The following is a 13,321-nucleotide window of genomic DNA, read 5'->3' as shown; positions in this document are numbered from 1 at the left end:
TTAGCTCGATTTTCCAAGCCGTAGCCCGACGCAACCATGCGCGGCGAAGCGGCTGATGGTGTAGCGGCCGGTCGGCAGTTGAATGCGACGCTCGAACCGGCCTTGCGGCAGTTCGAGGCGCAGGATGCGTGCGTTGCGCAGTTCCGGAGGCAGAGTGCGGCGTCCACTGATCACAAGCGTTGCGCCGTCAAGCGCGGCCTCGACCTCGTCCGGGTCGACCCCCGGCAGCGCCACCAGGATCAGAATTTCATCGTCCGTCTCGATCACGTCGGTCGGCGGTTCCCAACTCGGCTCGCGGCTTTCCGTGAGCGGATGGATGGTCAGGAAACGCTGGTGCAGGCGCTCGGCGCGGGCGAGTGTCTCGATCGCATCCGACAGCATCCAGTTGATGGGATCCTTGGATCGCATGGGCACCTCTCGATGTCGCATTGGGATGCGAGGTTACCGATGTTGCCGCCGACCGTAAACCGGCCCCACGGCGGGTAAATTGATGGAAAAAGCCCCACGATGTTCCTGCTGCGCGGCGCGGCCGCCTGGCGCGCCACGCACCAGCAGGATCAGGTCGCCTCGCTTCGGCGGGTCAGGTGATCGAGCAGGTTCATCGGCAGCGGGAACACCACGGTCGATGAACGCTCGCCGGCGATGTCGTGCAGCGCCGCGAAATAGCGGAGCTGCATCGCCTGCGGCTCCTGGGCCAGGATCCGGCCGGCCTCGACCAGCTTCTCGGCGGCCTGTTGCTCGCCCATCGCGTTGATCACCTTGGCGCGCCGCAACCGTTCCGCCTCGGCCTGCTTGGCGATCGCCCGCACCATGGTCTCGTTGATGTCGACATCCTTGATCTCGATCGAGGTGACCTTGATGCCCCAGACGTCGGTCTGCTTGTCGAGGATTTCCTGGATATCGGCGTTCAGCTTGTCGCGTTCCGCGAGCATCTCGTCGAGATCGTGCTTGCCGAGCACCGAGCGTAGCGTGGTCTGCGCGAGCTGGCTGGTCGCCGCCATGTAGTCGCCGACCTTGATGATCGCGCGCTCGGCGTCAACGATGCGGAAGTAGAGCACGGCGTTGACCTTGACCGAGACGTTGTCGCGCGAGATCACGTCCTGCGGCGGCACGACCTGCACCATCACCCGGAGGTCGACCTTCACCAGTTGCTGCACGACCGGAATCAGGATGATGAGCCCCGGGCCCTTCACGCCTGTGAAGCGCCCAAGCGTGAAGACGACGCCGCGCTCGTATTCGCGCAGGACACGAACCGCCTGCGACAGAAATATGACGATCAGCAGCGCGAGCGCCGCATAGGTGAGATAATCGAGCATCATGCGGGACCTCCTTGGCTGGTGGCGCCGGTACGCCGAACCACCAGCGTCAAGCCAACGATGTTGGCGACTTCGACCATCTCTCCGGACTTGAACGTCTCGGTGCCGCGCGCCTGCCAGCGTTCACCATTGGTGAAGACGTGCCCTGTGGTCTCCGACCAGTCCAGCACTTCGGCCGGCAGCCCGCGCATGGCTTGCGCGCCGAGCCGGACAGGACCCTTGCGGGCCCGGCGGAGTGCGCCGAGCACGACCACGATCAGGCCGACCATCATCGCCGCGACAATGGCGATGACCGACCATGACAGCCGGTATCCAGGCGCCTCGATCCTGAACAGCATGGCCGCGCCCAGCACAAAGGCGATCACGCCTCCGAGGCCGATCACGACGGTCGGGTTGAAGGCCTCGAAGGCGAGCAGCGCGATGCCGACCAGCATCAGGGCGAAGCCGGCATAGTTGATCGGCAACATGTTGAGGGCATAGAGGCCGAGTAGCAGGCAGATCGTTCCGACAACGCCCGGTGCCACCGCGCCGGGCGACATGAATTCGAAGATCAGCCCGTAGATCCCGACCATCAGGAGAACGAAGGCGACGTTGGGATCGGTAATGACCGCCAGTGACTTCGCAAGCCAGCCGGGATCGATGGCCTCGATCACGGCATCCTTCGTCGCCAAATGCTGTGTCTTGCCAGCGATCTCCACCGTCCGGCCGTCGACCTGTTTCAGCAGATCAGCCTCATCTCGCGCGATGAGATCGATGACCTTGGCCTGCAAGGCGCCGTTGGCGGAGAGGGTGGCGGCGTCGCGGACCGCCTTCTCGGCCCAGTCGGCATTGCGGTCGCGCAGTTCGGCGAGGCTGCGGATGAAGGCGACGGCATCGTTCGTCGTCTTCATCGTCATGGCGTCCTTCGCGGATGGCTGGTCGCCGTCCTTCTTCTCCTTGTCGCCCTTGTCCGGAGTGCCGCCTGGCAGACCCGGTATCGGACTGCCGAGTTGCACCGGCGTCGCGGCGCCGATATTGGTGCCGGGCGCCATCGCCGCGATATGGGTCGCGTAGAGGATGTAGGTTCCCGCGCTGGCCGCGTGGGCTCCCGAGGGAGCGACGTAGCCGATGACAGGAACAGGCGAGGAGAGCACGTCGGTGATGATCTCGCGCATGCTGCTGCTGAGACCACCCGGCGTATTGAGGCGCAGAATGACGACCGCGGCATGCCGCTCGCCGGCCTTGGCGAGAGCGTCCTTGACGTAGCTGGCGGACGCCGGCCCGATGGCCCCGTCGATCGAAATGGTGAGGGCAAGGCGGCTACCCTCCTCCGCCGCACCGGGGCGGATCGAAGCAACCAGAGCGACGAGCACGGTCGCCGCCGCAACGAGGGCCGCCCTTACGATCTGCACGGCAAGCACTCCCTTGCCGGGGATATGGGGTTCCGTTCCGCAACCTCAATATGGGGGCGGCGCTCGGGGCGCCGTTCGTTCAGGCCATTGTGCGCTGCGATGGCCTATTCAGCTTGGCTGCGCCCGTTAGCTGAAATTGTCGAGGCAGAGCGGCTCGTAGAGCGCGCCGGCGTTGCGGCGGACCGGGGGCACGCTGGTCCGGCACTCAGGCGCGCCGATCCGCTGCGCCTCGACAAAGCCGCTGAGGATCGCGAGCGCGAGGTTCGCGTGATGCGTCTCGATCGACCGGTCGAGCCAGTCGGGAAGCTCACGTATGCGCGACAGCGCGCAATGCCATTCGCCCTCGTCATAGACCAGGCGGCGAAGCTGCCATTGCGGCAGCTCCAGATCGATCAGCGCCAACGCCGCGTCGATCCAGGCGCCCGTCTCGATCAGGCGTTCGACATAGGCGGCCTTGCCGCCCGCGCGCGAGGGGAAGCGCCGGCAGGCCTGGCCGACGATGTCGGCCATGAGCTCGGCGGTGACTGCATCGGCGTCGTGCAGCCGGCCGCCGAGTGCGGCGGAGGAATTTTCTGCAAGCAGTGGCATGATCTCATCTCGTCCGATACGCGGACCCAACACATCGGGCCGCAGCTTAAAAAATGACCGGAGCGCCATTTGAATACGAGATGAGCGCAGGGGCGGAGATATAGGGATTCCATAAACGCGGATGGCGACGGGCGGACATATCCCGAGCCTTGTCCTGGCGGAACGCCGCCGGGCCTTTATAAGATTCCTATAACGTCGCTGCTCGCTCCATCTCGAAAACCTATGCCCCGGATGGCACGTCACGTTCGTCCGGCGCGCGTGCGCTTATGCCCGCCGATGGTGCACAGGAGTTTCTCATGATGGACATTGTCATGGCGGCGCTCGCGCTCGGCTTGTTCGCAGCCGGCATCGGTTACGCCTATGCCTGCGAGCGGCTCTAGGGAGGGCGCGATGATCTTCGATTATTCGCTCGCAGGCGCGGTGTCGCTCGGCCTGCTGTTCTACCTCACTTACGCATTGCTGCGGCCCGAGCGCTTCTAGGCCAACGCGATGCCGACGCTATTCACGATCCTCGTCGCGGACGCGGTGCTGAGCGGGCTGTTGCTGGGCCTGCTCGTGCCGCTGCTGCGTTCGACGTGCATTCGAAAGGTTTGACGCAATGACCGTCATTGGCTGGATTCAGATCATTCTCTTCTGCGCGATCGTCGTCGCGCTGGTCAAACCGCTCGGCTGGTACATCACCCGCGTGTTCAACGGCGAGCGCACCTTGCTCTTCCCCGTGCTGCGCCCGATCGAGCGCGGCATCTACTGGATCGGCGGCGTCGACGAGCGCCGCGAGCAGCATTGGCTGACCTACACCGTCGCCATGCTGCTGTTCCATGTCGGTGGCTTCTTCATCATCTACGGGCTGATGCGGCTGCAGGCGCTCTTGCCGTTCAACCCGGCCGCGCAGAGCGCGGTCGCCGAGGATCTCTCCTTCAACACCGCGATCTCCTTCATCACCAACACCAACTGGCAGAACTATGGCGGCGAAAGCACGTTGTCCTATTTGGTCCAGATGCTGGGCCTCACCCACCAGAACTTCCTGTCGGCCGCGACCGGCATCGCGCTCGCGATGGCCCTGATCCGCGGCTTTTCGCGCTCGTCGATGCGCACCGTCGGCAATTTCTGGGTCGATGTCGTCCGATGCACGCTCTACGTGCTGCTGCCGATCTGCGTCGCCTACGCGCTGTTCCTGGTCTGGCAAGGCATCCCCCAGACGCTTCAGCCTTATGTCGACGTCACCACGCTGGAAGGTGGCAAGCAGACCATCGCGCTCGGCCCCGTGGCCTCGCAGGTCGCGATCAAGATGCTCGGCACCAATGGCGGCGGCTTCTTTAACGCCAACGCCGCGCATCCGTTCGAGAACCCGACAGCGCTGTCGAACCTGGTGCAGATGGTCTCGATCTTTGCGATCGGCGCCGCGATGACCAACGTGTTCGGTCGCATGATCGGCAACGAGCGGCAGGGCTGGGCGATCCTTGCCGTGATGGGCATCCTGTTCGTCGCCGGCGTCAGCGTCACCTATTGGGCGGAGGCCAATGGCACCACCGCGCTGCAGGCGCTCGGCCTTGCCGGCGGCAACATGGAAGGCAAGGAAGTCCGCTTCGGCATCGTCGCGTCCTCGCTGTTCGCCGTCGTCACCACCGCGGCGTCCTGCGGCGCCGTCAACGCCATGCATGACAGCTTCACCGCGCTCGGCGGCATGATCCCGCTGATCAACATGCAGCTCGGCGAAGTCATCATCGGCGGCGTCGGCGCCGGCCTCTATGGCATGCTGCTGTTCGTCGTGCTGGCGATCTTCGTCGCCGGCCTGATGGTCGGCCGCACCCCGGAATATGTCGGCAAGAAAATCGAGGCGCGCGAGGTCAAGATGGCAATGCTTGCGATCCTGGTGCTGCCGCTGATGTATCTCGGCTGGACCGCCGTCGCCGTGGTGCTGCCGTCGGCGGTAGCCTCAATGGCCAATGCCGGCCCGCACGGCTTTACCGAGGTGCTCTACGCCTACACCTCGGCGACCGGCAACAACGGTTCGGCCTTTGCGGGTCTCACCGGCAACACGTTCTTCTACAACCTGACGCTCGCTTCGGCGATGTTCGTCGGCCGCTTCTTCATGATCGTGCCGGCGATGGCGATCGCGGGCTCGCTGGTCGAGAAGAAGTCGATTCCGCCTTCCGCAGGCACGTTTCCGACTACCGGCGGCCTGTTCGTCGGCCTCGTCGTCGGCGTCATCCTGATCATCGGCGGCCTGACCTTCTTCCCGGCGCTGGCGCTCGGACCGATCGTCGAGCATCTCGCCATGAACGCCAACACCTTGTTCTGATCCGGAGCGACATCCATGGAAACTATGAAGCTACAGAAGCAGGTGACGGCGTCGACCATGCTCGATCCGAAGATCCTGGTGCCGGCGATCCGGTCGGCGTTCGTCAAGCTCGATCCCCGGCTGATGATGAAGAATCCGGTGATGTTCGTGGTCGAGGTGGTGGCTGCGCTGACCACGGTGATCTTTGTGCGTGACCTCGTTGCCGGCAACGCTGACCTCGGCTTCACCTTCCAGATCATCCTCTGGCTCTGGTTCACGGTGCTGTTCGCCAACTTCGCCGAGGCCGTCGCCGAGGGCCGCGGCAAGGCGCAGGCGGAATCGCTGAAGAAGACCCGCAGCGAGAGCCAGGCCAAGCTGCTCACCGGAACGGACCGGACTTTTCGCCTGGTTCCTGGCACCTCGCTGAAGGTGGGTGATATCGTGCTGGTCGAGGCCGGCGACACCATCCCCTCCGATGGCGAGGTGATCGAGGGTGTCGCCTCGGTGAACGAGGCGGCCATCACAGGTGAATCCGCGCCGGTGATCCGTGAATCCGGCGGCGACCGTTCGGCGGTCACCGGCGGCACGCAAGTGCTGTCGGACTGGATCCGCGTTCGCATCACCGCCGCCCAGGGCTCGACCTTCATCGACCGGATGATCAAGCTGGTGGAAGGCGCCGAGCGGCAGAAGACGCCGAACGAGATCGCGCTGAACATCCTGCTCGCCGGTTTGACGATCATTTTCGTGTTCGCCACTGTGACGATTCCGAGCTACGCCTCCTATGCTGGCGGCTCGATCCCGGTCGTGATCCTGGTCGCGCTGTTCGTGACACTGATTCCGACCACGATCGGCGCACTGTTGTCGGCGATCGGCATCGCCGGCATGGACCGGCTGGTGCGCTTCAACGTGCTGGCGATGTCCGGCCGCGCGGTGGAGGCCGCCGGCGACGTCGATACGCTGCTGCTCGACAAGACCGGCACCATCACGCTCGGCAACCGCCAGGCGACGACGTTCCGCCCGATCCGCGGCGTGACCGAGCAGGAGCTGGCCGATGCCGCGCAGCTCGCCTCGCTCGCCGACGAAACGCCGGAGGGCCGTTCGATCGTGGTGCTGGCCAAGGAGAAATACGGCATCCGCGGCCGCGACATGCACGAGCTCGCTGCGACCTTCGTGCCGTTCACCGCGCAGACCCGCATGAGCGGCATCGATGCCGGATCGTCGTCGATCCGCAAGGGCGCAGTGGATGCGATCCTCGGCTATGTCGAGGGCGGCGAGGCCCGCACCGTCGCCTCGGGTAACACGGTCCGCTCGATCCAGGCGACGCTGAGCACCGAGGCGCGCGAGATCCGCGCCGTTGCCGACGAGATCGCCAAGGCCGGCGGCACGCCGCTCGCCGTGGCCAAGGACGGCAGGCTGCTCGGCGTCGTGCATCTCAAGGATATCGTCAAGGGCGGCATCCGCGAGCGCTTTGCTGAACTGCGCCGCATGGGCATCCGCACCGTGATGATCACCGGCGACAACCCGATGACCGCGGCCGCAATCGCGGCCGAGGCCGGCGTCGACGACTTCCTGGCGCAGGCAACCCCCGAGGACAAGCTCAAGCTGATTCGCGACGAGCAATCTAAGGGCAAGTTGGTGGCGATGTGCGGTGACGGCACCAACGATGCGCCGGCGCTGGCGCAGGCCGACGTCGGCGTCGCCATGAACACCGGCACCCAGGCCGCGCGCGAGGCCGGCAACATGGTCGACCTCGACTCCAACCCGACCAAGCTGATCGAGGTGGTCGAGATCGGCAAGCAGCTCTTGATGACCCGTGGCGCGCTGACCACGTTCTCGATCGCCAACGACGTCGCGAAGTATTTCGCGATCATTCCGGCGATGTTCCTCGCCTTCTATCCGCAGCTCTCGGTGCTGAACATTATGCACCTCGCGAGCCCGCAGAGCGCGATCCTGTCGGCGATCATCTTCAATGCGCTGATTATCATCGCGCTGATTCCGCTGGCGCTGAAGGGCGTCAAGTATCGCGCTGTCGGCGCCGGCGCGCTGCTCGGCCGCAACCTGATGATCTACGGCCTGGGTGGCATCATCATTCCCTTCATTGGCATCAAGGTGATCGACCTCGCGGTCGCCGCCTTGGGCCTGGCGTAACCGTACAGCCGTCATTGCGAGGAGCGATGCGACGAAGCAATCCATCGATCATGCCGAACCGTGGATTGCTTCGCGGAGTCTGTCATCCGGCAGCGCTTCGCGCTGACCGGGTGGCTCGCAATGACGGAGCAGATTTTGGAGATTGACCATGTTGAGAGAAATCCGTCCCGCCATCCTCGTGCTGATCCTGCTGGTTGCGATCACGGGCCTTGCCTATCCGCTGGCCATCACCGGCATGGCTGCCGTCATCTTTCCAAGACAGGCACAAGGCAGCCTGATCGAGAAAGACGGCAAGGTGATCGGCTCCGCGCTGATCGGGCAGGAGTTCAGGGAGGCGAGGTACTTCCATGGCCGCCCGTCGGCGACGGTGGCGCCCGATCCGAACGATGCCTCCAAGACCGTACCCGCGCCGTACAACGCGGCGAATTCCGGCGGCTCCAACCTCGGTCCGACCAGCAAGGCACTGAACGACCGGATCAAGCAGGATGTCGAGAAGCTGAAGGCGGAGAACCCAAGCGCCCCGGTGCCGGTCGATCTCGTCACCGCCTCGGGCAGCGGGCTCGATCCCGATATTTCGCCCGATGCCGCGCTGTTCCAGGTGCCGCGGGTCGCCAAGGCGAGGAGCATGTCCGAGGAGCAGGTGCGGCAACTGGTGACGAAGAACACGCAAGGGCGCTTCGCCGGCGTCATCGGCGAGCCGCGCGTCAACGTTCTCGCCCTCAACCTGGCGCTGGATGCGGCCGAAGCAAAATAGGGGAGTAGGCCGCATCGGAAGGGATGATTATACTGCGGTATGGCCAATCAGCGCCGCGACCATGACAAACGACCCTCGCCGGATGCGCTGCTCGAGGCGGCGCGCCGCGAGACCGATCGTTCGGGCCGGCTGAAGATCTTCGTCGGCGCAGCCCCCGGTGTCGGCAAGACCTACGAGATGCTGCAAAGCGCCCAGGCGCGCCTCAAGACGGGCGTCGACGTCGTAGTCGGCGTCGTCGAGACCCACGGGCGGATCGAGACCGATGCGCTGCTCGAGGGCCTCGAAGTGGTGCCGCGCAAGCGGCTGACGTACCGCGACCAGGTGCTCGATGAGATGGACCTCGACGCCGTGATCGCACGGCGCCCGCAGCTCGCGCTGGTCGACGAGCTTGCTCACAGCAATGCACCGGGCAGCCGGCATCCCAAGCGCTATCTCGACGTCGAGGAGCTGCTTTCGCACGGCATCGACGTCTACACGGCCGTCAACATCCAGCACATCGAGAGCCTCAACGATGTGGTCGCGCAGATTACGCATGTCCGGGTGCGCGAGACCGTGCCGGATTCGGTGTTCGATCGCGCCGATGCCATCGAGCTGATCGATCTCACCCCCGACGACCTGATCCAGCGGCTGAAAGAGGGCAAGGTCTATGTGCCCCGGCAGGCCGAGCGCGCGCTGGAGCATTATTTCTCGCCCGGCAACCTGACCGCGCTGCGCGAGCTGGCGCTGCGGCGCACGGCCGAGCGGGTCGATGAACAGCTTCTCAACCACATGCAGGCCAACGCGATCGCCGGCCCCTGGGCGGTTGGCGAGCGCATTCTGGTATGCGTGAGCGAGGATCCGCGCGCGGCCGGCCTCGTCCGCTACACCAAGCGCGTGTCCGACCGCTTGCACGCGCCCTGGACCGCGATCAGCATCGAGACCCGCCGCAGCCTGCAATTGACCGACGAGCAGCGCGACCGGCTCGCCGACACGATGCGCCTTGCGGAAGCGCTCGGTGGCGAGGCACTGACCATTCCCGGCGTCGGCCGCCGCATTGCCGATGACATCATCAATTTCGCGCAAGCCAACAACGTCACGCAGATCATCATCGGCAAGTCGACGCGTTCACGCTGGTTCGAGTTGACGCATGGCTCGGTGGTGCATGACCTCGTCCGCCGCGCCGGCAATATCAGCGTCAACGTGATCGCCGGTGACGAGCAGCCGGTCGGCAAGGCGTCGGTGCAGACCGCGCAGCGGCAGCAGCCGTTCAATCCGCGGCCCTATCTGATGGCGCTGCTTCTGATCGGGCTCGGCCTCGGTGTAGCCGAGTTGATCCGGCCGATGTTCGGCGTCGAGAACGTCGACCTGGTGTTCATCACCGCCGTGGTCGGTGCTGCCGTGCGCTACGGACTGTGGCCGTCGCTGCTGGCGAGCGTCGTGGCCTCGCTGTGCTACAACTTCTTCTTCCTGCCGCCGGTCTATACGCTCACGATCACCGATCCGACCAACATCGCGGCGTTCTTCTTCTTCATGCTGGTGGCGCTCCTGGTCTCCAACGTCGCGGCGCGGGTACGCACCCAGGCCGATACCGCGATCGGCCGGGTCCGTACCACCGAATCCCTCTATGCATTCAGCCGCAAGCTCGCTGGCACTGCGACGCTCGATGACGTGCTGTGGGCGACGGCCTACCAGATCGCGCTGATGCTGAGGGTGCGGGTGGTGCTGCTGCTACCGGACGATGGCGTGCTTACGGTCAAGACCGGCTATCCGCCGGAGGACCAGCTCGACCAGGCCGATCTCGCCGCCGCCAACTGGGCGTGGGGCAATGATCGTCCGGCTGGGCGCGGCTCGGACACGCTACCCGGCGCCAAGCGACTGTTCCTGCCGATGCGGACCGGGCGCGGCCCAATCGGCGTGATCGGCATCGACGACGACCGCACCGGTCCGCTGCTGACACCGGACCAGCGGCGGCTGCTCGATGCGCTGGTCGACCAGGGCGCTCTCGCCATCGAGCGCGTGCTGCTGGTCGAGGACATGGACCGCGTCAAGCGGACCATCGAGTCCGATCGCCTGCGCGGCGCGCTGCTCACCTCGATCTCGCACGATCTCAAGACACCGCTCGCCTCCGTGCTCGGCGCGGCCTCGACGTTGCGCGATCTCGGCGGCAACCTGACCGACGCGCAGAAGCATGACCTGCTGGCGACCGTGATCGACGAATCCGAGCGGCTGAACCGCTTCATCGCCAACCTGCTCGACATGACCAAGCTCGAATCGGGCGCGATCGTGCCGAACATCGCGCTGCACGATCTCGGCGAGATCATCGGCAGCGCGCTGCGCCGTGCCGCCAAGATCCTGGTGCATCATAAGGTGTCGTTGGATCTCGCGGCGGACCTGCCGATGCTGGAGCTCGACGCGGTGCTGTTCGAGCAGGTGCTGTTCAACCTGCTCGACAATGCGGCCAAATATTCGCCGTCAGGCACCACGATCTCGATCCGCGGCAGCCGCGACCGCGACCGGATCGCGCTGGAGGTTATCGACCAGGGCAACGGCATTCCGGCCGCGGACCTGGACAGCGTGTTCGACAAGTTCTATCGCGTCGAGAAGGGCGACCACGTTCGCCCCGGCACCGGCCTGGGCCTAGCGATTTCGCGCGGCTTCGTCGAGGCGATGCACGGCACGATCACGGCGGCCAACCGCTCCGACCGGACCGGCGCCGTCATCACCATCCGGCTGCCTGTTACGGCCGACGCCAACGCGCTGGACACGGCTGCATGAACGCGACGCCCATCAAGGTCCTGGTCATCGACGACGAGCCGCCGATCCGCAAGCTGTTGCGGATGGGGCTGGGGACGCAGGGCTACGATGTCCTGGAGGCCTCGAACGGCAAGACGGCGCTGGACAGGCTGGCCGAGGGGCCGGCGCTGATCATCCTTGACCTGGGATTGCCCGACATCCAGGGCCACGACCTCCTGCGCACGATCCGCGGCCGCAACGAGAGCGTTCCGATCGTGGTGCTGTCGAGCCGCGGCGACGAAGCCGGCAAGGTGCAGGCGCTCGACCTCGGGGCCGACGACTATCTGACCAAGCCGTTCGGCATGGACGAGTTGCTGGCGCGGATGCGAGCAGCGCTGCGACACCAGTTGCAGGTGCAAGGGGAGCGGCCAGTATTTCGCTCCGGCGATCTGTCGGTCGACCTGGTCCGCCGCATCGTCAGGGTCGGTGAGAAGGAGATCAAGCTGTCGCCGAAGGAGTACGATCTGCTGCGCGTGCTGGTGCAGCACGCCGGCAAGGTGCTGACGCACCGCTTCCTGCTGAAGGAATTGTGGGACGAACTCACCGACGCGCAGTACCTGCGCGTCTATGTGCGCCAGTTGCGCCAGAAGATCGAGGCCGATCCCGAGCGTCCGCAATTCGTGCTGACCGAGACCGGCATCGGCTATCGGCTGCGCGCGGCGGATTAGTCCCTCACTATCATGCTCGCTTCAAGCCGGCGTGCAGTGGGTCGCGGCTTATTTGTTCGAACGCTGAGGCGTCCGAGGTCTCGGCGTTGCGCAACGGAACTTTCGCGACAGGTCAGGATTGTTTTCTCTCACCGGGAGAAACAACCATGGCACGAAAGTATTCGAGGAAGACGTCGAGCGACGTTCGGGGAGCGATGAAGAAGCGCAAGTCCGGAACGTTGCGCAGCGGCCGCTCCAAGAAAAAGGTGAAGAGCCGCAAGCAGGCGATCGCCATCGGACTGTCCGAGGCGCGGGCCAAGGGCAGGAAGGTGCCGAAGAAAAGGTCGAAGAAGACATCGAAGAAGCGGAAGTCAGCCAAGAAGCGGAAGACCGCGAAGAAGAAGTAAATCGCACAATTTATCCGCCGTCATTGCGAGCGGAGCGAAGCAATCCACCTCTCTGCATATACGGAAAGATGGATTGCTTCGTCGCTTCGCTCCTCGCAATGACGACCGGTGAAGGCTCATCCCGCCTTGCGCGACCGCGAACTCGACCGATGGGCCTTCTTGGCCGCGCGGCGATGCTGGGTCGGCCGACGCGCCGTCGAGCGCGAACGCCGTGCGCTGCCCCGGTCCTTCAGGCTCTGCTTCAACGCATCCATCAGGTTGACGACGTTGCTCGGCCGCTCCTCGCGCTCGGCGGTCTTGATCGACTTGCCGGAGGCCTTGCGGCGGACCAGCGCCCTCAGCGCGGTCTCATACTCGTCCTTGAACTTCGATGGATCGAAATGCGCGGCCTTGCTGTCGAGGATGTGACCGGCGAGCTCAATCATGTCCTTTGTCACCTTCGGGCTCTTGATGTCGTCGAAATAATCGTCCGCATCGCGGACCTCGTAGGGGTAACGCAGGGTGGTGCCGAGCAGGCCCTTGTCGAGCGGCTCGATCGCGATCACGTGCTCGCGGTTGGTCAGGACGATGCGTGCCAGCGCGACGCGATCCTGGTCCTTCATGGCGTCGCGGATCACCGCAAAAGCATCGGCGCCGGCCTTGCCGTCGGGCCGGATGTAATAGGGATGATCGAGATAGCGCTTGTCGATCTCTCCCTCGGGCACGAAGCTGTCGATATCGATGGTGTGGTTGCTCTCGATCTGGACGGCTTCGAGCTCGTCCTTGTCGATCTCGACATATTTGCCCTTGCTGATCTCGTAGCCGCGGCCTTTCTGGTCGCTGTCGACGACGTCGCCGGTCTCGGCGTCGACCATCTGTTGCCTCAGCCGGTTGCCGGTCTCCTTGTTGATCATGTGGAAGCGGGTCTTCTCCACCGCGGTCGAGGCCGGATAGAGCGCCACGGGGCATGACACCAGCGAGAGCTTGAGCGTGCCTTTCCAGTAGGCGCGGGGAGCGGCCATGGTCGTCTCCAAACAG

General features: G+C 64.9%; 12 protein-coding genes. 7 read left to right on the top strand and 5 right to left on the bottom strand.

The annotated features are described in order from the left end of the window. The 4 genes from P6U30_RS29965 to P6U30_RS29950 all read right to left on the bottom strand — a co-directional run bounded on the left by P6U30_RS29965 (position 1) and on the right by P6U30_RS29950 (position 3,295). Positions 1 to 408 (bottom strand): Hsp20 family protein, encoded by a 408-nt coding sequence (locus P6U30_RS29965; RefSeq protein ID WP_407166391.1) that lies wholly within the window; start codon positions 406 to 408, stop codon positions 1 to 3. 149 nt (positions 409 to 557) lie between these two features. Next, positions 558 to 1,319 (bottom strand): slipin family protein, encoded by a 762-nt coding sequence (locus tag P6U30_RS29960; RefSeq protein WP_407166390.1) that lies wholly within the window; start codon positions 1,317 to 1,319, stop codon positions 558 to 560. Further along, complete coding sequence (locus P6U30_RS29955; protein WP_407166389.1) at positions 1,316 to 2,707, bottom strand: NfeD family protein; 1,392 nt, start codon at positions 2,705 to 2,707, stop codon at positions 1,316 to 1,318. Before P6U30_RS29955 ends, P6U30_RS29960 begins: the two co-directional genes overlap by 4 nt. Positions 2,708 to 2,833: 126 nt before the next feature. Beyond that, complete coding sequence (locus tag P6U30_RS29950) at positions 2,834 to 3,295, bottom strand: hypothetical protein (RefSeq protein ID WP_407166388.1); 462 nt, start codon at positions 3,293 to 3,295, stop codon at positions 2,834 to 2,836. A 390-nt stretch (positions 3,296 to 3,685) separates the two neighbouring features. Here P6U30_RS29950 and P6U30_RS29945 point away from each other — a divergent pair, with 390 nt between their 5' ends. The 7 genes from P6U30_RS29945 to P6U30_RS29915 all read left to right on the top strand — a co-directional run bounded on the left by P6U30_RS29945 (position 3,686) and on the right by P6U30_RS29915 (position 12,304). Continuing rightward, positions 3,686 to 3,775 (top strand): K(+)-transporting ATPase subunit F, encoded by a 90-nt coding sequence (locus P6U30_RS29945; RefSeq protein WP_018454042.1) that lies wholly within the window; start codon positions 3,686 to 3,688, stop codon positions 3,773 to 3,775. A gap of 118 nt (positions 3,776 to 3,893) precedes the next feature. Then, positions 3,894 to 5,597 (top strand): potassium-transporting ATPase subunit KdpA, encoded by a 1,704-nt coding sequence (kdpA, locus tag P6U30_RS29940; protein WP_407166387.1) that lies wholly within the window; start codon positions 3,894 to 3,896, stop codon positions 5,595 to 5,597. A 15-nt stretch (positions 5,598 to 5,612) separates the two neighbouring features. Then, positions 5,613 to 7,724: a potassium-transporting ATPase subunit KdpB gene (gene kdpB / locus P6U30_RS29935; protein ID WP_407166386.1), complete on the top strand. Its 2,112-nt coding sequence runs from the start codon at positions 5,613 to 5,615 to the stop codon at positions 7,722 to 7,724. 148 nt (positions 7,725 to 7,872) lie between these two features. After that, positions 7,873 to 8,478: a K(+)-transporting ATPase subunit C gene (locus P6U30_RS29930; protein ID WP_407166385.1), complete on the top strand. Its 606-nt coding sequence runs from the start codon at positions 7,873 to 7,875 to the stop codon at positions 8,476 to 8,478. 39 nt (positions 8,479 to 8,517) lie between these two features. Beyond that, on the top strand, positions 8,518 to 11,232 hold the full coding sequence (locus P6U30_RS29925; RefSeq protein ID WP_407166384.1) for a DUF4118 domain-containing protein: 2,715 nt from the start codon (positions 8,518 to 8,520) through the stop codon (positions 11,230 to 11,232). Beyond that, complete coding sequence (locus tag P6U30_RS29920; RefSeq protein ID WP_407166383.1) at positions 11,229 to 11,918, top strand: response regulator; 690 nt, start codon at positions 11,229 to 11,231, stop codon at positions 11,916 to 11,918. The genes P6U30_RS29925 and P6U30_RS29920 overlap by 4 nt, the downstream gene beginning before the upstream one ends. A 146-nt stretch (positions 11,919 to 12,064) precedes the next feature. Continuing rightward, on the top strand, positions 12,065 to 12,304 hold the full coding sequence (locus tag P6U30_RS29915) for a DUF6496 domain-containing protein (RefSeq protein ID WP_407166382.1): 240 nt from the start codon (positions 12,065 to 12,067) through the stop codon (positions 12,302 to 12,304). A gap of 116 nt (positions 12,305 to 12,420) precedes the next feature. On the opposite strand, the gene P6U30_RS29910 is transcribed toward P6U30_RS29915, so the two are convergent. Continuing rightward, positions 12,421 to 13,305 carry a Ku protein gene (locus P6U30_RS29910; protein WP_407166381.1) on the bottom strand — a complete coding sequence of 295 codons (885 nt, stop codon included), beginning with the start codon at positions 13,303 to 13,305 and terminating at the stop codon, positions 12,421 to 12,423. Positions 13,306 to 13,321: the final 16 nt, after the last annotated feature.

Source organism: Bradyrhizobium sp. ORS 111, assembly GCF_045571485.1.
In the GTDB taxonomy this organism is placed as follows: Bacteria; Pseudomonadota; Alphaproteobacteria; order Rhizobiales; family Xanthobacteraceae; genus Bradyrhizobium.
This window is presented reverse-complemented; position numbering and strand designations above follow the sequence as displayed.

What these genes read in the sequence shown, in the direction of transcription:
- P6U30_RS29965 (WP_407166391.1), bottom strand. Translation starts at nt 408, where the DNA reads ATGCGATCCAAGGATCCCATCAACTGGATGCTGTCGGATGCGATCGAG.
- P6U30_RS29960 (WP_407166390.1), bottom strand. Translation starts at nt 1,319, where the DNA reads ATGATGCTCGATTATCTCACCTATGCGGCGCTCGCGCTGCTGATCGTC.
- P6U30_RS29950 (WP_407166388.1), bottom strand. Translation starts at nt 3,295, where the DNA reads ATGCCACTGCTTGCAGAAAATTCCTCCGCCGCACTCGGCGGCCGGCTG.
- P6U30_RS29945 (WP_018454042.1), top strand. Translation starts at nt 3,686, where the DNA reads ATGATCTTCGATTATTCGCTCGCAGGCGCGGTGTCGCTCGGCCTGCTG.
- kdpA (WP_407166387.1), top strand. Translation starts at nt 3,894, where the DNA reads ATGACCGTCATTGGCTGGATTCAGATCATTCTCTTCTGCGCGATCGTC.
- kdpB (WP_407166386.1), top strand. Translation starts at nt 5,613, where the DNA reads ATGGAAACTATGAAGCTACAGAAGCAGGTGACGGCGTCGACCATGCTC.
- P6U30_RS29930 (WP_407166385.1), top strand. Translation starts at nt 7,873, where the DNA reads ATGTTGAGAGAAATCCGTCCCGCCATCCTCGTGCTGATCCTGCTGGTT.
- P6U30_RS29925 (WP_407166384.1), top strand. Translation starts at nt 8,518, where the DNA reads ATGGCCAATCAGCGCCGCGACCATGACAAACGACCCTCGCCGGATGCG.
- P6U30_RS29920 (WP_407166383.1), top strand. Translation starts at nt 11,229, where the DNA reads ATGAACGCGACGCCCATCAAGGTCCTGGTCATCGACGACGAGCCGCCG.
- P6U30_RS29915 (WP_407166382.1), top strand. Translation starts at nt 12,065, where the DNA reads ATGGCACGAAAGTATTCGAGGAAGACGTCGAGCGACGTTCGGGGAGCG.
- P6U30_RS29910 (WP_407166381.1), bottom strand. Translation starts at nt 13,305, where the DNA reads ATGGCCGCTCCCCGCGCCTACTGGAAAGGCACGCTCAAGCTCTCGCTG.